Genomic DNA, 20,485 nt, shown 5'->3' on the forward strand with positions numbered 1-20,485 from the left:
AGACAGGTTATCTGCTTTATACAATATATGGCTGGTTTGTATGAGCTATATCTCGTATGTAACTATCAGTTTCGGACGTTTGCTGACATCAGCATTGCGGGGGCCGGTGAAGATCAGGCTGCGGTAGTATGCTTCTGTCTGCAGCTGCAGGCTGAAGCCATAATTCTGCCCGCTGTTGATGATGTCCTGTACCAGCGCAGTAACGTTAACGGTTACACTGTAATTCCACTGTGAGGTAGAAGGTGCAATGGGAGCTGCATTGGTAGTGGTGGTAGTAGGCTGGTTATTCCAGGTAATAGTACTTGCTGTCCACGGTCCTGTTACACGTTTTATCCAGGCGGGGTTGGTGCCGAAGGAGTTGTACGGGGAGCCGGGATAGTAGGAGTTGCCCTGTGGGGCGGCCGCACTGCTGCTTATACCGGTTAAGGTAAGGGTAGCAGAGGTAATGACAGTACCTGACGGGAGGCTGCTGAGGCCATTGAATTTTAAGAATTGACGGGCCGTACCGGGAGTACCCTGGTAAGTCCAGGAAGAAGTGAGAAAGTCCTCGAAGGCACTAAAGTTACCGTTGGCCCAATCAGGTTTGCTGTAGACGTGTGCATCTTCCTGAGCGCCGGCTTTGTCATAGCCGCCGCCGAAGATAATAGTTTTCTGCCCGTCTTTTACGGAGGCATTGAGGGCTTGATCCTGCTGCTGCAGATTGGTGTCTGTTGCTAGATCTTTGCGGCAGCTGGTCATCAGGAATGCTGTTGCTACTGTTAAGGCAAGGAAAAGGTTGGAGATTTTCATACATAAAAGGTTAAGTGAATAATAAAAAAATGGATAAACACAGATAGTGATGAAGGGTACATGAGTGGTGGTGAATAGAAATAGTAAGGGCTTTCTGAAATATCCTGGTTAACAACAATACTGGTTATTTTGAATTTACATTAGCATTTTATGATGCTAAAGTAATACACAGGAAGTGTAATACTACTTCACTAAAATTTGGATAGAAAACAATGTGTGATTAATATTTTTATTTATTCTGTTGACTGAGAAAATAATGCAGGTGCTGTGACTAGTTTAGCGGCGGTAATGATAAAGTTTGTACTTACTCAGGGTTAGGTTAATTCATTATCTTCTTTTCTACCTTATATAATTTACTTTTTGCATGATTGCTTCCCGTAAAGGGAATGATAATATCACTCATCCGGCATGCATATGCTGCGATTAAAGGTACGAATGAGCTAATCATTATGAGCTTATTTAGCATTTGTTACACATGTAAAAAACATTTAAATGAAGAAAGTATTAACTAAGGCCTGGGCATTGCACACCAACAATGGCATTTGTATTCCAGGTGAGCTTATTGAGGAAATGATAGAAATTACCTTTGATGAAAAGGATGAAGTACTGGTGGAACCAGTTTATTGTTCTCTGGAAGGAAATATGTATCATGCTGTAATGCGTGACCCTGTTGATATTTGTCATCAAAGGAAAGAGGAGAAGATAGTATTGGGAAATGCCGGTGTGGTAAGGATATTGGAATCCGGTTCAAATGCATCTCACCTTAAACCGGGCACCCTGGGTATAGTATATGCAGCCACTCCAACCGACCGAGAAGGATACCCTATAAAAATATTCGCCTACGACGCTCCTGGAACCGTTGGCTTTCTGGCAAAGAAACTTGCATTGCACAAGGATAATTTCATACCTCTTCCTGATAATTCTCATTTCTCCCCGAAACAATGGGCTGCTTTTTCTATAAGATATCCTTCGGCATGGAGTAACTGGAAGGTAGCTTATAATTGCTGGAAAGTACAGATGGGGCACGTTAAGAGAGAAGAAGAAACTGTAATCTCCTGGGGAGGCGGTGTTGGTTTGGGTGAAATCCTGCTGGCAAGGCAGGAAGGATTTAAGGTGGCCATGATATCCTCTATGAACAACAGGATCAGTGAACTGCAGAAGTATGATATACAGGCGATTGACAGGAATCTGTTTCCTGATCTCAACTATATGGAAGATCGCTATGCAACAGATAAGGAATACAGACAGTGTTACCTGAAATCAGAAAAAACATTTCTGGAGATAATAGATGCCATCACCAACGGACGGAATGCAGCCATATTCATTGATAATATCGGCCTGCCGGTATACAGGGCCACACTCAAGGCTTTGTCAAGACAAGGAGTTATCGCTACCTGCGGCTGGAAGGAGGGAATGAAGATCAGTCACATGAGAGCATTGGAAAGTATTAACAGGCATATCCATGTAAACACGCATTATATCACCTACAATGAAATGCAGGATGCCATCCGTTATGCAGTGGAGAACAACTGGATGCCGGAGGTAGAAGGTGAATATGTGTATGGCTGGGAAGAAATCCCGCAGTTGTTTAAGGACTTTGGAGCCGGTAAAGTAAATTCTTTTTTCCCTTTGTTTGAAGTTAATCCGCTATAAAAGATTACGCCTGTATAGTTCTGAATTGATCTGACTGTCAGATCAATTCAGAACTATTACATATCAGGTGAAAAGGGATTAATTTCCTTTCAGCCTTTTTTATTACATGCAGTGATTTATCTTCTTAGAAAAATCCACAGCCATTCTTTGTCTGACATGGTTTCTTACCTGATTCACAAATTACATTTGACCAGGTGACAGTGAGTGTGGTACTTCCGCCTAAAATTCTGGCTTTTTCACTGGATGATAGGTTGGCAATCTTTGTGATTTTGAGACTTATTTTCATTGTTTTTGTGCCGCTGATTTTCCCTTTTTGGTTGTTTGAAAACCCCCGCCGTGGGCTTCGGAAGCACGGCGTTAGCAGCCCTGGATCATTAAGTATTCAGAATTAATTGGAGATTACTTCTTTGGCTCCCTGAAAATATCAGCTACCAGCCTTCTATGAATTACTAAAAAGATCAATAGTACTGGTAAACAGAACAAATCCAGACTGAACAGCCCTATATAAAAAGTAAAAATAGTAGGAGTAAAGGCGATAGCAGAAAGGGTTCCTAAAGCCAGCATAAAAAGCGTAAGATAATACCCCGCCTTCTCATTGATTATCTGAACGATGATTACAATATTTAAGGCTACCAACCCCGCAATATGTGGTTTCTGTAGTACAATTCTATTTTGCCAGACAGAAAACAACAGATAGATCGCTGTTAAAACGACAACTATTAACGGGAGGAGCTTTACAAATCTTTCTCTAATCATAGGAGAGATAAATAAAAGGCCGTGATCAGCCCAGGGAAATTTTTTAATTTTTTATGCAAAGTGATAAATCACCTTCTTCTTCACAAACACTTTTAAACGCTCCGCAGCTACTACAAACCTCAGCCACCATGTTTACAAATTGTTTGCAAATTTTAAAGGGTTCCAACCTATAAAAAGCTGAAACCCTTTATCACTAAAGTGACCCTGTAGGGACTCGAACCCTAGACCCGCTGATTAAGAGTCAGCTGCTCTACCAACTGAGCTACAGAGTCTTGCAAAACTGTTAAAACAGTGACGGCAAATTTAACGCTTCCGGGCAATATTTATGTAGTTAATTTAATTAAATTTGGTAGAAATGCTGAAATGTGGATAAATATCCATTACATTGATAATGTAAATGTTAGCTCATTATAAATCTTAGATTCATGCAAGAAGCGTATATCGTTGCCGGTTACCGCACTGCGGTAGGTAAGTCTAAAAGAGGAGGTTTTCGTTTTTACAGACCGGATGATCTGGCCGTAGATGTTATTACCGGGTTGCTGCAGTCCGTACCGCAGCTGGATCCCGCACGCGTGGACGACCTGATCGTCGGAAACGCCGTACCGGAAGCTGAACAGGGCCTGCAGATAGGAAGAATGATCTCCGTACGCGCCCTGGGCATCGATGTGCCGGGGATGACCGTGAACCGCTATTGCGCATCCGGACTGGAAACCATTGCCATCGCTACCGCGAAAATACAATCCGGCATGGCCGACTGTATCATCGCCGGAGGTACCGAGAGCATGAGCCTCGTACCCGTTGCCGGTTGGAAAACAGTGCCTAACTACACCGTTGCCAGCGCTACACCTGATTATTATATCGGAATGGGACTCACCGCTGAAGCAGTGGCCAACGAATTTAAAGTAAGCCGCCAGGACCAGGATGAGTTCTCTTATAACTCCCACCAGAAAGCGCTCCGTGCTATCAAGGAAGGTTATTTCAAACCAGGTATCCTCCCTGTCAACATCGAGGAAGTATACGTGGATGAAAAAGGCAAAAAACAAAAACGCTCTTACGTAGTGGACACCGATGAAGGTCCACGCGCAGACACATCCCTGGAAGCCCTGGGTAAACTGAAGCCTGTATTCGCCGCCGGTGGCTCCGTTACTGCCGGTAACTCCTCCCAGACCTCCGACGGCGCCGCCTTCGTGATCGTGATGAGTGAGAAAATGGTGAACGAACTGGGACTTAAACCTATCGGCCGCCTGGTATCCTGCGTATCGGCAGGCGTACACCCCCGCATCATGGGCATAGGCCCCGTAGCTGCCATCCCTAAAGCATTACAGCGCGCCGGCAAAACACTCAGTGATATCGACCTCGTGGAACTGAACGAAGCATTCGCCTCACAGTCCATAGCCGTTATCAGAGAACTGGGTATCAACCCCGATATCGTAAACATCAACGGTGGCGCTATCGCACTGGGACACCCGCTGGGTTGTACCGGCGCTAAACTGACCGTACAACTGCTGGGCGATCTCAAACGCCTCAACAAAAAGTATGGTATCGTTACTGCCTGCGTAGGCGGCGGACAAGGAATAGCAGGCGTGATCGAAAATATTAGTTAGATAATGACGAATGATGAATTGCGAATGTAAGCGAAGATAGTAGCGTATATAAAAGCGAAGAACCCGTCTGGTATGAAAATCAGACGGGTTCTTCGCTTTTATATACGCTACTATCTTCGCTTACATTCGCAATTCATCATTCGTCATTCGTAATTAAAAAAACTTTAATCCTGATGAATTAAAATTTTTATTAATTTGGTGTATTAAATCGGCTCCCGCCAACACAACCATATCGCTTTATGGATCGCAGACAATTCCTTACCTTATCTCCTGGCCGCGCCAAGCAGACGCGTAATGCACTTGCCCGTACCGCCTCAGGTATGACGCCCTATACCGGCAGCTGGGGAAAATTGCAGCTCATTCACCTGCTGAAACGTACTACCTTCGGGGCTTCCCCGGATCATATCAATGCCTTCTCCGGCATGACCATGCAACAGGTGGTAGACGCCCTCCTCACCCCGCAGCCTGATCCCGCCCCGCCGGTCAATAACTACGGTGTTGATGACGGAGGCGTAGCACCGGGTGCTGTCTGGGTAAGAGCCGCCCTCGGCAGCGAAGAGCTGGAAAGGAAACGAATAGGATCGTATAAAGCCTGGTGGGTAGGACAAATGATCAACCAACAGGCAGGCATACACGAAAAAATGGTGCTCTTCTGGCATAATCATTTCGTGACAGAAACCACTATGGTGAATGACAGCAGGTTCATCTACCAGTATAACCTCACGCTCAGGCATCATGCATTGGGTAATTTCAAAGCCCTCACAAAGGCTGTTACCCTGGACCCGGCTATGCTGGTATATCTCAATGGATACCTCAACTCCAAAGGCGCTGCCGATGAAAACTATGCGCGCGAATTGCATGAACTGTTCACCGTCGGCAAAGGACCGGATTCCCGCTATACAGAAGATGATGTGAGAGCCACCGCCCGCGTGCTGACAGGCTTCCGGGTAGATAGAACCAACATTGTCAGCACTTTCAATACTACGCAGCACGATCTGACCAATAAAGCCTTCTCCGGTTTCTACGGCAATAAGGTGATATCCGGTCAAACCGGTCCGGATGGTGCGCAGGAACTGGATGAACTGTTGAAAATCATCTTCCTGCAACCTGAAGTCGCTAAATTCATCTGCAGAAAATTATACCGTTTCTTTGTTTACTATGAAATCGATCAGGCCACGGAAGATAATGTAATCACCCCGCTGGCGGATATCTTCCGTAACAGCGGATACGATATTACCGTGGTACTCAGGGCGCTGTTAACCAGCGAACATTTCTTCGATCCGCTTAATATGGCCTGCCTGATTAAAAGTCCGGCAGACTTCTGCATAGGCCTGCTGCGCGAATTTAATGTGAAGTTCCCGGCAGATTACCCGACACAATATGAAAAATGGGGTGCTATTCACCGGGTGATGGCACTCATGCTGCAGAATCTCGGCGATCCGCCACTGGTGGCAGGCTGGGATGCCTACTATCAGGAACCTTCCTTTCATGAATTGTGGATAAACACCGATACCCTGCCGAAACGGAACCAGTTCAGTGATGGCCTCATCGGCAACGGTATTAATAACCTGCGCATCGATCCGCTGGCCTTCGCCGATAAAATGTCTGACCCGGGAAACCCGGTTACGCTGGTGAATGATTCCCTCGCGGTATTATATCGTATAGACGTTTCCGATACCCTGAAGACATTCCTGAAAGATAATATCCTCCTTGCCGGTCAGAATACGAACGCCTATTGGACCAATGCCTGGAACCGTTATAAATCCACTCCTTCCGATATGGCGAATACCAATGATGTAATCGGGCATCTGCAGGCGCTGTATAAGTACATTATGGACCTTTCGGAGTATCAATTATCCTGATTGCTGAAAAACCTTACTATGAAAAGAAGAGATTTCCTGAAATATACAGCCCCCGCTGCTATCCTGCCAACTGTTATCAACGGGTTTTCCATCAAGGCATTTGCCTCCTCACCTATGCTGACAGCCCTCAGCGGCGCCGCTGCTGACAATGATCACGTACTGGTGATGATTCAGCTCACCGGTGGCAATGATGGCCTGAACATGGTCATCCCGCTGGATGTATACAGCAAGTACCAGGCTGCCCGTACCAATATCGCCATACCGGAAGGCAAAGTGCTGCGGTTGGATAATTACCTCAAAGCCGGGCTGCACCCTTCCATGAAGGGCATCCAGGAATTATACAACGAAGGCAAGGTAAGCATCATACAAAGCGTCGGATACCCTTCTCCCAACTTCTCGCATTTTCGTGCTACCGATATATGGCTCACCGGTTCGGATTCCAACGAAGTACTGACTACCGGATGGGGCGGGCGTTACCTGGATACGCAGTTCCCCGGTCCGCCGGATAGCTTTCCCAATACAGATAACCCTGACCCGCTGGCTATCCAGATTGGCTCTATCGTGTCTCCGGCCTTCCAGGGCGCAGAAGGCACCAGAGGGATGGCTATCACCAGCGCCACGGATTTCTATAACCTCATTGACGGCGTTATAGACCCGGTTCCTGCCACCAAAGCAGGGAAGGAGCTGGAATATATCAGAACAATTGCGCGGCAGACCAACAGCTATGAAAAGCGCATCAAAACAGCTGCCGCTAAAATAACCTCCCAGGGCCAGTACCCTGCTAATAACAGTCTGGCTGACCAGCTGAAAATTGTTGCCAGGCTGGTAGCCGGCGGATTGAAAACCAGGCTGTACATGGTGAGCACCGGCGGTTTTGATACACATGCGAGCCAGGCCGAAGCCGGTGATACCACCAAAGGCGGACATGCCAAATTGCTGGAAGGGGTGTCAGCAGCCATTCAGGCATTCATGAATGACCTGAAAGGGCTGAAGGCTTCCCGCAGGGTAGTAGGTATGACTTTCTCCGAATTTGGCCGCCGTATCAAATCCAACTTCAGTATGGGTACGGATCACGGAGCTGCGGCGCCCATGATTGTCTTCGGGGATTATGTGATGCAGGGCGTGTTGGGCAATTCTCCCGCACTGCCGGATAATTCATCTGTCATCGATAATATCCCGATGCAATACGATTTCCGCTCTGTATATGCTTCTATCCTGGAACAGTGGTTCTGCGTGGATCAGACACAGCTGAACAAGATATTACAGAAAGATTATCAGCGGCTGCCACTTATCAGTGGTGTAGCCTGCGGTGTCATTACAGGATTACCTGATATTATTACAGAAGAAAAGATACATATCACCAATAGTCCGAATCCGTTTACGAATGCTACTACCATTACTTATATAACCGGAAATGGTAATACGATGATTCAGATTTTTGATACGATGGGCCGGCTGGTGAGTGTACCTGTCAATAAAGTGCATACTGCAGGCACCTATACCACCACTTTTGACGCGGAATATCTGCCCAACGGCATTTACTACGCCCGCTTTCAGAATGGCTCCGTACAACAGGTGCGCCCCATGCTCAAAGTGAGGTAGGAATAAATTATGCATCTTTGTTGCAAATAGTTAAAGTTTGTTACCTTTGCAGCTGTGTATAAAAACTACATACAAAGAATTGTAGCAGTGATCCTGCTGGGAGTGTTTACCTTAAACACTGTCCCACGGGAATTTATACACCTTTTTGCCGGCCATGAGGATACACAGGACCAGCACTGGACACATCCCGGTGCTACGGTATCCGGTGAGCACCGGCACTGCGATTTCCTGCAGATTGCCAATGCTCCCTATGAGCAGCAGACCAATACTTATTTTTCTCCTGTCAGAAAACTGATATGGATATTTAATCCGCTGGAGTTACCGGAAACCACCCATTCTCCTTACTGCGACCTGTCGCCCCGGGCGCCTCCGGCTTTCCTTTCCTGATTTGAGCTACTACCTGCCAACATAGGCGGGCCATTATTGTTATTATGCCGTCAGGCATCTTCATGGTTATTATTTACTGAATACTTATCTCTCAGATATGCATTATTTGCGTGTATTTATACTCGGCCTGCTGGGTATATTATTTATAGGCAGCCCTACAACTTATGCCGCTGCTAACCCGGGCGATGGCGCGCTTTCCAATGTGCTCACCGGTAAGGTCACTGATAAAATTTCGAAGCAGCCGCTTCCCGGCGCTACTGTTTACCTGCCAGATCTTCACGTCGGCGCTGCTACAGATGCCCAGGGAAATTATATCATCAAAAATCTGCCAAAAGGAAAATACGTGGTGGATGTACACTATATCGGTTACTCCGCCTATTCGGAAATTGTTACCATCAATGGTACTGCCACTAAGGATTTTGAGCTGTCAGAAACACTGATAGAAAAAAATGAGGTAGTCATCACCGGCGCCAACCTGGCTACTTCCATGAAAAAAACGCCGACTCCGATCAATGTTATTCGTCGCGATTACCTGACTGATAACATCTCTACCAACATCATCGATGCAATTTCCAAAGTTCCGGGTGTCAGCCAGCTGTCTACCGGACCGGCTATTTCCAAACCGTTTATCCGTGGGCTTGGTTACAACCGTGTGGTGGTAGTAGGGGACGGCATCCGCCAGGAAGGCCAGCAATGGGGTGATGAACATGGTATTGAAATAGATGACTACAACGTGAGCCGCATAGAAGTGCTGAAAGGCCCTGCCTCCCTGGTGTATGGCTCTGATGCGCTTGCCGGTGTGGTGAATATTGTGCCGCCACCGCCATTGCCGCTGGGGAAAATTAAAGGGAATGTGGAAGCTAACTACCAGTCCAACAACGGACTGATGGCTTATCATGCCGATATTGCCGGTAATACCAACGGTTTCAGCTGGGGCGCATTTGTTACACAGAAACAGGCGCATGACTATAAGAATAAATACGATGATTACGTATTTAACTCCCGTTTCAATAATACCAACTTCGGCGCTAACATCGGTATCAATAAACAATGGGGATATTCCCGTCTGACTTTCACCTCCTTCAATCAGCACCTGGGATTGGTAGAAGGAGAACGCGATGAACAGGGCCGCTTCATCAAGCCTGTCAATATTAACGGCGAAGCCGGAGAAGCGCCTGTAACCGGAGGTGATAATACTTCCTACAGCATGGAAGTGCCCAAGCAACAGATCAATCACCAGAAAATAGTATGGGATAACAACCTGTACCTGCACAATGGCGGACGCCTGGGATTAACGCTGGGTTATCAGCTGAACCAGCGCCGGGAATATGGTAATGTGCTGCAACCCAATGAACCTGAATTATACCTGAAGCTGAAAACGTTCAACTACGCCCTGAAATATTATCTGCCTGAAATGAGCGGCTGGCAGACCACAGTAGGCGTGAACGGTATGCAGCAGCGGAATGAAAATAAAGGAGATGAATTCCTGATCCCGGCTTATGATCTCTTCGATATCGGTGGTTTTGCCGTTACCAGCAAGACATTCAATAAGCTGACACTCAGCGGTGGTCTGCGTTTCGATAACCGCTCGCTCCGTTCCAATGCATTACTGCTGGATGCGGATGGCAAGCCATCTCCGGATGGAGATGTACGTTTCGCCTCCTTCAGCAAAAATTTCAGCAATATCTCCGCCAGCGTAGGACTGAGCTATGAAGCCAGCGACCGTGTTGTGCTGAAGGTGAACGCCGCCCGTGGTTTCCGCGCTCCGAATATTGCAGAACTGTCGGCCAACGGAGTACATGAAGGTACTATCAAGTATGAGCTGGGCAACCAGGACCTGAAACCGGAGGTAAGCACACAGGTGGATGCCGGTATTGATTTCAACACGCAGCACGTGTCCCTCACTGCCAGCCTGTTTTATAATCATATCAACAACTTCATCTTTGCCCGCAAGCTGTTCAATGCAGCCGGTACGGATTCTATCCCTGCAGAGAATAATGAAGAAGGATATGCCGCTTTCAAATACCAGCAGGGTACTGCCAACCTTTACGGAGGTGAGCTGATGCTGGATATTCACCCGCATCCGATCGACTGGCTGCATTTTGAGAACACGTTGTCTTATGTAAAAGGGCGGCTGGCGAATGGTACGGATTCCACCAGGTATCTCCCCAATATTCCGGCGGGCAGGTGGTTGTCTGAATTAAAAGGTAAGTTCCGCAAAGTAGGCGGACCGTTGCAGAATGCCTACATCGGTGTGCAGATGAATATGAACTTCGCGCAGAATAATGTATTCACTGCGTATAATACAGAAACGGCAACCGGCAGTTATACATTATTCAATGCCGGTTTGGGTACGGATTTCGTGAACAGGAAAAGCAGAACGTTGTTCTCTCTGCATTTTGCAGTGAATAACTTTACAGATGTAGCGTATCAGAATCACCTGAGCAGATTGAAATATGCACCGGTAAATGAGGTGACAGGCCGCTCCGGTGTATACAATATAGGTCGGAATTTTAGTGTTAAGCTGGCGATACCTATTGATTTTAAATAGGAGCAGCTGATTTTTTGTTACAATAGTTACGAAGAAGGGCTGGCCATATGGCCGGCCCTTTTGTTTTATAGTTGTGTGTTATATGTCGTTTTACTGTGAGTGGCTTTACCGTCTCTGATTTTGAAGCTGAAGTCCTGCTGTTGCTGTGCTTTCTTCACGGAGAAAGATATGAGGGTATCTTTTCCCTGTACAGAGAGATAAGGTGTTGGTAATATTTTTTCTGAGGAATCAATCGCCCGGATATAATTGACGAGTCGTTTGTTGCCCTGCCGTATACTGATAGTTTGTACCGGGAGGGAATCGTTATTATTGCTGAAGGCCACGCTGATTCCGGACAGGGTAAACGTTGCACGGGCACTGTCTTTACTGCCACCTGTCAGCTTAAAGGCTTTGGCGTCTGCAGCGCTGGCTGCAGACGGCTTTGCTTCGTCTGTTTTCTCTGCGGTCTGCTGACACGCAAAAAAACAGCAGGTACAAATTGATAATAGGATAATGGATTTATACACGGTTGTCACGTTAGTTGGGTATAAAGCTATTGATTTTTTTGGGTTGTTGTTGTGCCGGGGGGCAGGGATGTTTTTAAATGCCAGATTTTGTTTGAATCCATTGGGGCGATGATGGGAGAAATGATATAGTATGCATTATCTTTTTTAAAGATTTTGAATAAAGGATGAAATTGATCATGTGATGTTTCATATCCGTCTAAATCGTAGGCAAAATTTCCTAAAAGGGTATCATCTTTTTCGCTAAGAAAACATTTGTCACGAAATCCTGCTTGTATACCTATCAGAGAGAATGTTGCGCTGTCTGTGTGAATAATTAATGTATAGTCATAAAATACATCAAATCCATTTAGTGTTTCACCTGATTCAGTATGGAGTGTATAAGTATTATCCCAATTGTGTCTGAACCTGTTTGAAACTTTTGAATTTGACGTTTGAGATTTACACGCTGTGATAGAAATGAATAATGTAATAATGAATAGCGGCCTAAGCATGTTGTTGGTTTTCATTTGGATTAAGAATTTTCTCATTATTAAATTCCTGAATAATGCTAAGTGGGTCAACTCTTCCCTCAAATCCTCTCCCTACATTACTTTGAGTTCTTATTTCAAAATGTAAATGCTCCTGTTTGGTTTTTAATGACGATGCGTTACCAGTCTTACCAGTATAGCCTATTATGGTACCTGCAGTAACAAGGTCACCAGGTTTGTATAATCCCTGGTTTTCTAAATGAGCATACATGAAATAATAGTTGGTATCTCCATAATCACCATTTAAAATAATAACATGGCCATATGAATTAGAAAAGTAGGTAGCGTAAATATTGCCACTGACGCAAGCATATACCTTTGATCCAACTGGAGCATAAAAGTCCATACCCTGATGTTTACCACTTTTTCTTGCTTCAATAATCCCAAATTTACTCATGGCTGGATTCCATGTAGCATACCACCCCCTTAATTGAAGATTGTCAGTAGGATGATGCCATTGAAGGCAGACATTTTTCTTCTCATTTGCATCTCGTAGCATACAATCATTCTTACAGTCATTTTTTAAACTGATCCCTTGAGCATATTTAGAATGTAGAATAGCTCCGACTTCTTTTTTAGTAACTATAGCATCTTTGTTTGTATCTAATCCTTTATTCTTAGTGTAGAAAAGTTTGTTGTCCCTTATGTCAGCATCTAAACTGAAAACTTCATGATCAGGAGCTTTTCCTATTAAGGAGGGGTTTAATATAGCCATGTAAAATTCATCTAAAGAATTAAGCTGGCCTTTAAATCTTTTAAGATAATGATATACATAGTCCAATTGCTCTATCTGATCCATATTGGCGAGTTTTCGTTTTGTAAGATGCATTTTGAACTTTCGGTTTATTTCATCAACTGCATCCTTGGTAAACTGCACCAACCCTACCGCATGTCTCTCCAACAGCCCATCCGTCAGCTTCTCCGGCAGCGGCATATTCACCCTGCTATATCCACTTAACTGATAAGGTAAAAAGCCACCGCCTGTTTCAAATGCCATACATGTCATGAGGTGATTGGGATCTGCTTTCAGCTTCCTGGCTATCTCACGTACTTTCATCCGGAAGGCACAGCTTACTTTAGCTCCCCATACCAGTGAATCACAACCCTCGCTTCGTTGCTGAATATTGACACGTTCAATCACTGCTGCAGACCTGCTCCGGGTGGCGGGCGACAGCTGTATTTTATCATTCCTGTAAACCATTAATAGCTTTGTGTATACAGCGTTGTGATCCGGTAGTTGAATGACCGCATATACGAGGTATAGATGCATATTTACCGGCAGGTTTTTCAGATCTGCGGTGACCGGCAGCTCCCCTTTTTTATCGATGATTCCTTTACAGCGATAAAGGATGGTATCATCTTTTGTTAAGGAATGTATATCCGCTGCCGGGTATAAAGTAAGGGGTTTATTGAGGGGGGTGGGTTTGCGGGCAAGCAGGAAGGTAATATCCAGTTGCCTGCCAATCAGGTTGGTCGCATATATTTTGAGTATGGTTGCCTGTTTGATACTGATGACAAAATATTCTCTGCGATCCTGCGCGTCTGTAAAATATGCCTGCCTGATTTTTCTTTCTTCATTGAGCTGCAGGTAATCTGCCGGATTCACGGGAAACGGTTGACCGTTTCCTTGTATTTTCAGGCTGCCTGTTGGTTTTATTTTAAAGTAAAGTGTGGCTGATGGCTGATTCCATCCGGAGTTGATTTTCTGCCTGATGTTATCATCGGTATGCATGGTGTAATAAACGCCGGCTGTTGCAGGAAGTTTTATCTGTTGGGAAAGCAGCAACTGTTCCCGCATGGTTTGTCTGGCAAAAACTTCCAGTAAAACAGTTTCTTCTTCCAGCCCAGCCTGCTCAAAGTAAATACAGATATCCTGGCCGTAACCTGCCTTACGGATAATGTTTCCATCGCTGTCCGCCCATTTGCCGCTATGTACTGCAGGGGTGATTACCTGGAATTCCAGGCGCCCTTCGCAGGTTTTATCATAGAGATAAGCATACAGCGTATATTTTCCATGATGGCTGAAGGTATGGCTGAAATCCTGTATGCCGCTGGCAGTAGTACTTTCAGGGCCATCGAGCTGCCATTTCAGTTTATGCACTTCTTTTTCGCTGAATACCGGGAATATCATCTCTGATACAGAGAAGGTAACAGGAATACCGGTATGCGGCCGTTTATTGCTGCTGATGGCCCTTACAGCATTATTACTCACGGTAATAAAGGTGTATGCATAACTGGTTTCCGTAGTAACAGAGATGGTGTACCAGCCGGTGGCCGGAAATGTCTGCGTAATGCTGGTGGCCGCCGGAGCGCTTTCCAGTACGATCCCGTTGCCGGCAGCATCTTCCTGCCGCCAGGAGATATTCGTTGCAGTTGTACATCCTGAAAGCGTAAACGTTACCCGCTGATCAGGACGTATAGTCGTTGCCGTGGATTTTATGGTGAACGGCTGGTTATCTGTAACGGTGATATTCTTCGCGGTCATATCGGTTCCATCTTCTCCGCTGAAAAGCCGTAGTATATAACTTCCCGCTATGTCGAACCGGTATTCAAAGCAGCTTTCTCCCGATGCCATGGAAATAAGACAGCCGTCGGTATCTGATAAATACCAGCGCAGAATGACCGGATCCGTGCCTGCTGCTGATGATGGTAATGCGTTGTAGCAGCCTGATTGCCCGCAGCTTAGGGTGGCTGGCCCTTCTATGGAAAAGCCACTTGTGGCTGCCGCTTTGTGTTGCTGCGCATGGCGGTCATTGTTATGATCCGTATTCCCGTCGTGCTGCTGGCATACAGCTTCCTGCTTCTCCGCATGTTCTGGCTGCTGGTTATCGGTCTGGCTGCCTGTAGCCTGTCCATGTGAAATAATCCGGATACGGCCACCCCGCGAAAGACAGGTGGCGGAGCTGTCATCTGTTAAGGGTGGTGCATTACCTGCTTCGCTAAGATGAAGTACAGCAGATGTTGCCTGCCATTGCAACTGCGCAGTGCAGGGTTCAGGTTTACCCGTTGCCACACAGGTCCGGAAGTTAATGGAACGGATGCTGTTATCCTGTGTGGTGGCAATCAGTTTCTCTGATCCTTTGCTGTCATTGATATAATATTTGTGATGGGAAGTGACCTGTATAATAGCCGGTACAACTGATTTATCACAGCTGCAGACAGCTCCTTCACATACCAGGTGTACAGGGGTTTCCTTGGATGAATTCAACATGGGGTTCTCATTTAATCATGATAGTTTTACTTTTTCTGCACCTTTGATAACAACTGTTTTGGAAGAGGAGAGCGTGATGTTTTCTTTCAGGCTGCTGATCCGGATATGATCGGCCTGCTCTTCCAGTCTGGCGGAAGTACGTGTGAAGTTTTCCCATGCCTGCTGCGTGATATGCGCCGCCAGTGTGGTCGCATGCGTACCGGCATAGGTACTGTGACTTTCTCCCGCTCCCTGTGTGATATTCTCTCCGGCATGTATATCAATGTTATCTGTAGCCTGCAGGCTTATTTCCCGCGCATTTAGCAGCAACCGGCCCGGAGAGGTGATGGTGATATTCCCGCGGGCTGTATCCAGGATGACGGAGTTACCGCTTTTATCCCTGATGTGCAGCTGTTCTGCTCCGCTGGTATCGTCCAGCCGGATAGTATGTCCACTGCGTGTTTTAATAACCTTCAGGTTATTGCCGGCATCTCCGAATTGCGTATGGTCCTTGCCGTTATACATGCTGCCCAGTATAAAAGGCAGTTCCGGATTACCACCTTCAAAGTCTGCCCATACCTCTTCTCCTTTCTCAGGGAGGAAGTAAAATCCTTTGCCATCGCCGCTATGCGGAGATACTATTCTGACCCAGGGCGAGTTGCCCTGCTGCTGCCACCTGAATTTTATACGGATACGGCCCAACCCGGCAGGGTCATGGTTATCTGTTACAACAGCGCTCTGTGCTTCACAGCGGGGGGCTGCGAATGGCGCCGGTGATGGTTTGCAGCAGTCTGTAGGTATGGCGCTGAATGTATTGTTGTAGGCGCCGTCGCCGTTGCAGTGGTGCGTGATCTGGGTAATGGTAAAATCTCCTTCCAGTTCTGGCGACGGTACTTTTTCTTCCTTGATAACGGAACCGGCTATACGAACAAGTGGCATTTCGCGGGCCCGGATAGTATCACCTATCCGTATGCCAGGATTCCTGCTGCTACCGTTTAACTGTACCAGCGTTGACAGATGACAGGCTGTATACCGCTGCTGCTGCGCCGATAGCTGCTCCCGGAGATCATTACCCTGATATATCTGCAGCTTGCCTGCGGATTTTGATGGAAACAACCGGTTACTTACCTGCAGTGCATGATGGTTGTGTTCATTGCAGCTGCGTTGTAATGCATTGGCTGTATCTGCGGCTATCCAGTGATGGTGCAGATAATCATAAACGCCGATATTGCTGTTGTTGGATTTTATACGTAAGGACAAATCAAAGTCTGCCAGGTCGGAGGGATGCGTCAGTGTTATTTTCCGCGGAGTATAATTCCCGAAGATCAGCCGCTGGCCGTCATAAAAGAACCATTCCCCGAAACGTGCCGCCAGCCTTCGCAGGAAGGCATAGTTACTTTCCCGGTATTGTACCAGATAGGGATGAACAGATTGATTAGCTGGTGTAACGCGGGTATTAATGTATGGTGTAACATCTTTACTGCAACCGGTTACAATAGCGGATAGAGACTGTTCTTCATACACCTGCATATGTGGGTCGCCATCTAGCAGTATATCCGGACTTTCTCCTTTCAACGTACAGAAACCGCCGGAGCTGTCACCTTCTTTACCAGCATGAACAGCAGTAATGATGCCGGTGAAGCTGAGCGGTTTCAGCTGTGGTAACGGCTCCCGCGCTGCAATATGAACATTCAGCGGTTTACCCAGCAGGCTGCGCGTACTGCTGAACAAACTACCTTCCTGCTGCCTGAGCCATCCGCTGTGAATCTGTAATTCAAAGGTATGATGGCCATGCATATCCTGCCGGATAAGCAATTGCCGGTAATGCCGGAATTCCTTCCTGTCTATATAAATGAGGGTTATTGTATTCAGGGGCATAACAATTTAATTTTGAGGATAACAGATATGGATATATGTTTTTGTGCGCTTTATGCCGGCCAGGGATTGCGGAATACAGACTGATTCAGCGCCAGTTCCCGCGCCGATAACTGCAACCTGACCTGCATAGGATGCTCTCCGCTGGCGCTGAAATGCTCGCTGTACTTTACGCAATACGCATCCGTAAAACGGAGTTCCTTCAAGCGGGAAATCGTATCTCTCCGTAAGAAAGTTATAACACCATTTTTTGTTTGCGTATCAGAAATCATCCAGTCAAACAAACGCGTGTTGCCGCCAGACTCGATAATAATATGTATAGTGCCGCCACAGGGCCGTGCAGAAGGCTTCCCGCACTCATCCATCATTTGCAGAAAAGTAAAATGACATTCCAGCACGTTCATTTCTTCTCCCTCTATTGTAAAAATTGCTTTAAAAGACATAATACTGCTGATTTGATATTTTATTAATCAACAGGATATGTAAGATGAAGACTGGGGCTGATTTTCACAGACAATTGCCGTATCCGGCGTATCGCTTTTATAATAGAACGATCATGGTTTTCATTGGTAATTGAATTTACAAATAAATCCTTTTACAGCATGATAAATTACCGGTTTTTTTTAAAAATGGTATAGATTTATTACCACTTATATAAATTAGTAAGGGTGATATTATTAGATTTTGTAGCTTAGCGCTACTTTTTAGTCGTGTGGTTGATTGTCCCGCCACGTCCGTTAAACAGTTTTCCCACTTAATTATTCACTGGTTTTGCTTATAAATTTTTTCTGACCACCATTGGTTCAGATTTTGGTTGAAAAAGAAAGGGGCTGTTTTTACAGCCCCCTGTTTTTTTAAACCATTCAAGGAAAATTATTTATTCTTTCCGGCTTCCTCTACTGCATCTTCATCATAGTAAACAAAGAAATACAGATAAATCACCCTGGAAATACGCATCAGCCATGGCTGTATCAATACCAGCAATACGCCGTTTACACCAAGCCAGATGAAAATACTGTTGTCTCTCCAGGTTATGCCGAAAAATACTGCATACCAGATAAGGTTAAATACGCTGAAAGCAACAGATAAAGCATAACTCACATACCCCGTTCCAAACCAGAAACCGGTCTCCAGTTCATACTTCTGACCGCATACCGGGCAGTTGTCATACATGTTAAAGATCTTCGAGAATTTAACATGAAATGGATTTTTGTCTTTGAACATATCTCCTCTGCGACATTTCGGACATCTCATGGTCAACAGACTCCATAAATAATTCGGACGCTTATGCTTCATACTATTGGATCAGTGATTCGCTACAAAAGTAAGCCTTTTAATTTACTAGACTGTTTCCAGCTTGCGTTCCCCGATCTGCTGACGCCACATGGCGTAATAAAGACCTTTCTCTTCCAGTAATTCCTGGTGTCTGCCGGTTTCGACTATACGCCCTTTTTCAAGCACGTAAATACGGTCTGCATGCATAATGGTGCTCAAACGGTGGGCAATCATCACAGTAATATGCTGCTTAGAGGCGGTTACCTGTCTTACGGTTTTGGTAATCTCCTCTTCTGTTATAGAGTCCAGTGCAGATGTTGCCTCGTCAAATACCAGCAGCCGCGGTTTGCGTAACAGCGCCCGCGCAATGGATAAACGTTGCTTCTCCCCACCGGAAATCTTGATACCACCTTCCCCGATCACCGTTTCCAGTCCTTTGTCCGCACGTGCCAGCAACGAATAGCAGGATGCCTTATTCAGCGCTTCCATGATCTCGGCATCTGTTGCACCCGGATTTACAAAGAGCAGGTTTTCTTTGATAGTACCGGCAAACAGTTGTGTATCCTGCGTTACAAAGCCTACCTGGTGGCGCAGTTCTTCCATGTCTACCTCGTTGGCATCAGTGCCGTTGTATAGGATATGTCCTTCATTCGGCTTGTACAAGCCTACCAATAATTTCACCAGTGTGGTTTTACCTGAGCCCGACGGGCCTACAAAGGCAATGGTTTCTCCTACCTGTACAGAGAAATTCACCTGGTCCAGCGCCTTTGTGGTGGCTGTAAGGTGTTTAAATCCAACCTGGCGGAAATCCAGGTGATCTATTTTGTTGATCCGTATAGGATTGGCAGGCATCTGCTCTACGGGTGTATTCAGTATGCTCTGGAAGTTCAGCAGCGATACCTGCGCCTCCCTGTAGTTCAGGATGATATTGCCCAGCTCCTGTAAAGGCCCGAAAATGAAGAAGGAATACAGCTGTAAGGTCATCAGCTGGCCAATGGATACAATATCCCGGTAGATGTAGAACAATAACAGGAATAATATGGCCTGCCGCATCAGGTTAACAAAGGTTCCCTGCACAAAGCTGATGCTGCGGATGCTCCGCACCTTCTTTAATTCCAGCATCAGGATTTTCAGCGTGGTGGAATTTAACCGGCGTACTTCCTGCTGGGTGAGCCCCAGACTTTTCACCAGCTCAATATTACGCAGCGATTCTGTAGTGGAACCCGCAAGCGCCGTGGTTTCCTTCACAATCGTTTTCTGTATCACCTTGATTTTTTTACTGAGTACATTCATCAGTAAACTGAGTAATACAGAACCGCCCAGGTAAACCAGTACCAGGGTCCAATGAACACTGATGGCATATACCATGACGAAGATGACGCCGATCAGCGCCACAAATAATACATTGACAAAAGAGGTGATGAATTTTTCGCAGTCAGTTCTCACTTTCTGCAGAATAGCCAGCGTTTCTCCGCTGCGCTGGTCCTCAAACTGCTGATAAGGCAGGCGCAAGGAATGTTTCAGCCCGTCTGTATATACCTGTGCGCCAAACTTCTGTACAATTACATTCACAAAATAATCCTGGAATGCCTTGGCTATCCTGGATATCATGGCCACACCGATGGCAGCCAGCAGTAGCAGGAGTACCCCGTTGAGATAGGAGCCTTCGCTGCGCGGCGATCCGCTCCCCTTCACCGTCACATGCGGGTGTGAGGCAAACTGATCGATGATTTTTCCGAAAATGTACGGATCCAGCAGTGAGAACAATTGATTCACTGCAGCAAGCAACAAGGCCAGTGCTATTAGTCCTTTATAGTTCTGTAAGTAACGTAGTAATAATTTCATATATCAGATTTCGAGCCTCAAAGTTACTGCATGTTACAACATATTACAGTGTAAAACTGCGGT

The 20,485-nt window shown here is 46.0% G+C and carries 15 protein-coding genes and 1 tRNA gene; 6 read left to right on the forward strand and 10 right to left on the reverse strand.

What is annotated here, in order from left to right; all coding sequences use genetic code 11:
* Positions 1-45: 45 nt before the first annotated feature.
* A complete protein-coding gene (locus tag GWG06_RS03315; protein ID WP_160711356.1) occupies positions 46-789 on the reverse strand; it encodes a DNRLRE domain-containing protein in 744 nt (247 codons plus the stop codon).
* A 492-nt stretch (positions 790-1,281) separates the two neighbouring features.
* Here GWG06_RS03315 and GWG06_RS03320 point away from each other — a divergent pair, with 492 nt between their 5' ends.
* Entirely contained in the window at positions 1,282-2,442 is a 1,161-nt protein-coding gene (locus GWG06_RS03320) for an MDR/zinc-dependent alcohol dehydrogenase-like family protein (protein ID WP_160711358.1), read from the forward strand.
* A gap of 399 nt (positions 2,443-2,841) precedes the next feature.
* On the opposite strand, the gene GWG06_RS03325 is transcribed toward GWG06_RS03320, so the two are convergent.
* Both GWG06_RS03325 and GWG06_RS03330 read right to left on the reverse strand, forming a co-directional pair.
* Positions 2,842-3,198, reverse strand: a complete 357-nt coding sequence (locus GWG06_RS03325; RefSeq protein ID WP_160711360.1) for a hypothetical protein — start codon at positions 3,196-3,198, stop codon at positions 2,842-2,844.
* A 199-nt stretch (positions 3,199-3,397) separates the two neighbouring features.
* Positions 3,398-3,470, reverse strand: a tRNA-Lys gene (locus GWG06_RS03330).
* A 153-nt stretch (positions 3,471-3,623) separates the two neighbouring features.
* Here GWG06_RS03330 and GWG06_RS03335 point away from each other — a divergent pair.
* The 5 genes from GWG06_RS03335 to GWG06_RS03355 all read left to right on the forward strand — a co-directional run bounded on the left by GWG06_RS03335 (position 3,624) and on the right by GWG06_RS03355 (position 11,204).
* Complete coding sequence (locus GWG06_RS03335) at positions 3,624-4,802, forward strand: thiolase family protein (protein ID WP_160711362.1); 1,179 nt, start codon at positions 3,624-3,626, stop codon at positions 4,800-4,802.
* Positions 4,803-5,041: 239 nt separating this feature from the next.
* Positions 5,042-6,664, forward strand: coding sequence for a DUF1800 domain-containing protein (locus GWG06_RS03340; RefSeq protein ID WP_160711364.1), 1,623 nt, complete (start codon positions 5,042-5,044; stop codon positions 6,662-6,664).
* Positions 6,665-6,682: 18 nt separating this feature from the next.
* Entirely contained in the window at positions 6,683-8,266 is a 1,584-nt protein-coding gene (locus GWG06_RS03345) for a DUF1501 domain-containing protein (RefSeq protein ID WP_127044196.1), read from the forward strand.
* 54 nt (positions 8,267-8,320) lie between these two features.
* Positions 8,321-8,653: a hypothetical protein gene (locus tag GWG06_RS03350; RefSeq protein ID WP_160711366.1), complete on the forward strand. Its 333-nt coding sequence runs from the start codon at positions 8,321-8,323 to the stop codon at positions 8,651-8,653.
* Between the two features lie 97 nt (positions 8,654-8,750).
* Positions 8,751-11,204 carry a TonB-dependent receptor gene (locus tag GWG06_RS03355; RefSeq protein ID WP_160711368.1) on the forward strand — a complete coding sequence of 818 codons (2,454 nt, stop codon included), beginning with the start codon at positions 8,751-8,753 and terminating at the stop codon, positions 11,202-11,204.
* 65 nt (positions 11,205-11,269) lie between these two features.
* Here the strand turns inward: GWG06_RS03355 and GWG06_RS03360 are convergent, their stop codons facing one another.
* From GWG06_RS03360 to GWG06_RS03390, 7 genes are all read right to left on the reverse strand, one after another.
* On the reverse strand, positions 11,270-11,719 hold the full coding sequence (locus GWG06_RS03360) for a hypothetical protein (RefSeq protein WP_160711370.1): 450 nt from the start codon (positions 11,717-11,719) through the stop codon (positions 11,270-11,272).
* Between the two features lie 17 nt (positions 11,720-11,736).
* Complete coding sequence (locus tag GWG06_RS03365; protein ID WP_160711372.1) at positions 11,737-12,216, reverse strand: DUF5991 domain-containing protein; 480 nt, start codon at positions 12,214-12,216, stop codon at positions 11,737-11,739.
* Positions 12,194-15,448, reverse strand: coding sequence for a peptidoglycan DD-metalloendopeptidase family protein (locus tag GWG06_RS03370; RefSeq protein ID WP_160711374.1), 3,255 nt, complete (start codon positions 15,446-15,448; stop codon positions 12,194-12,196). Before GWG06_RS03370 ends, GWG06_RS03365 begins: the two co-directional genes overlap by 23 nt.
* A gap of 15 nt (positions 15,449-15,463) precedes the next feature.
* Positions 15,464-17,305 (reverse strand): type VI secretion system Vgr family protein, encoded by a 1,842-nt coding sequence (locus tag GWG06_RS03375; protein WP_160711376.1) that lies wholly within the window; start codon positions 17,303-17,305, stop codon positions 15,464-15,466.
* A gap of 50 nt (positions 17,306-17,355) precedes the next feature.
* On the reverse strand, positions 17,356-17,745 hold the full coding sequence (gene tssD / locus GWG06_RS03380) for a type VI secretion system tube protein TssD (protein ID WP_127044348.1): 390 nt from the start codon (positions 17,743-17,745) through the stop codon (positions 17,356-17,358).
* A 430-nt stretch (positions 17,746-18,175) separates the two neighbouring features.
* Complete coding sequence (locus GWG06_RS03385; RefSeq protein ID WP_160711378.1) at positions 18,176-18,598, reverse strand: DUF983 domain-containing protein; 423 nt, start codon at positions 18,596-18,598, stop codon at positions 18,176-18,178.
* A gap of 45 nt (positions 18,599-18,643) precedes the next feature.
* Entirely contained in the window at positions 18,644-20,422 is a 1,779-nt protein-coding gene (locus GWG06_RS03390) for an ABC transporter ATP-binding protein (protein ID WP_160711380.1), read from the reverse strand.
* Positions 20,423-20,485: the final 63 nt, after the last annotated feature.

The organism is Chitinophaga solisilvae, from assembly GCF_009928525.1.
Lineage (GTDB): Bacteria > Bacteroidota > Bacteroidia > Chitinophagales > Chitinophagaceae > Chitinophaga > Chitinophaga solisilvae.

Excerpts from the sequence above, each read along its gene's own strand:
- GWG06_RS03315 (WP_160711356.1), bottom strand. The coding sequence starts at position 789 with ATGAAAATCTCCAACCTTTTCCTTGCCTTAACAGTAGCAACAGCATTC.
- GWG06_RS03320 (WP_160711358.1), top strand. The coding sequence starts at position 1,282 with ATGAAGAAAGTATTAACTAAGGCCTGGGCATTGCACACCAACAATGGC.
- GWG06_RS03325 (WP_160711360.1), bottom strand. The coding sequence starts at position 3,198 with ATGATTAGAGAAAGATTTGTAAAGCTCCTCCCGTTAATAGTTGTCGTT.
- GWG06_RS03335 (WP_160711362.1), top strand. The coding sequence starts at position 3,624 with ATGCAAGAAGCGTATATCGTTGCCGGTTACCGCACTGCGGTAGGTAAG.
- GWG06_RS03340 (WP_160711364.1), top strand. The coding sequence starts at position 5,042 with ATGGATCGCAGACAATTCCTTACCTTATCTCCTGGCCGCGCCAAGCAG.
- GWG06_RS03345 (WP_127044196.1), top strand. The coding sequence starts at position 6,683 with ATGAAAAGAAGAGATTTCCTGAAATATACAGCCCCCGCTGCTATCCTG.
- GWG06_RS03355 (WP_160711368.1), top strand. The coding sequence starts at position 8,751 with ATGCATTATTTGCGTGTATTTATACTCGGCCTGCTGGGTATATTATTT.
- GWG06_RS03365 (WP_160711372.1), bottom strand. The coding sequence starts at position 12,216 with ATGAAAACCAACAACATGCTTAGGCCGCTATTCATTATTACATTATTC.
- GWG06_RS03370 (WP_160711374.1), bottom strand. The coding sequence starts at position 15,448 with ATGTTGAATTCATCCAAGGAAACCCCTGTACACCTGGTATGTGAAGGA.
- GWG06_RS03375 (WP_160711376.1), bottom strand. The coding sequence starts at position 17,305 with ATGCCCCTGAATACAATAACCCTCATTTATATAGACAGGAAGGAATTC.
- tssD (WP_127044348.1), bottom strand. The coding sequence starts at position 17,745 with ATGTCTTTTAAAGCAATTTTTACAATAGAGGGAGAAGAAATGAACGTG.
- GWG06_RS03385 (WP_160711378.1), bottom strand. The coding sequence starts at position 18,598 with ATGAAGCATAAGCGTCCGAATTATTTATGGAGTCTGTTGACCATGAGA.
- GWG06_RS03390 (WP_160711380.1), bottom strand. The coding sequence starts at position 20,422 with ATGAAATTATTACTACGTTACTTACAGAACTATAAAGGACTAATAGCA.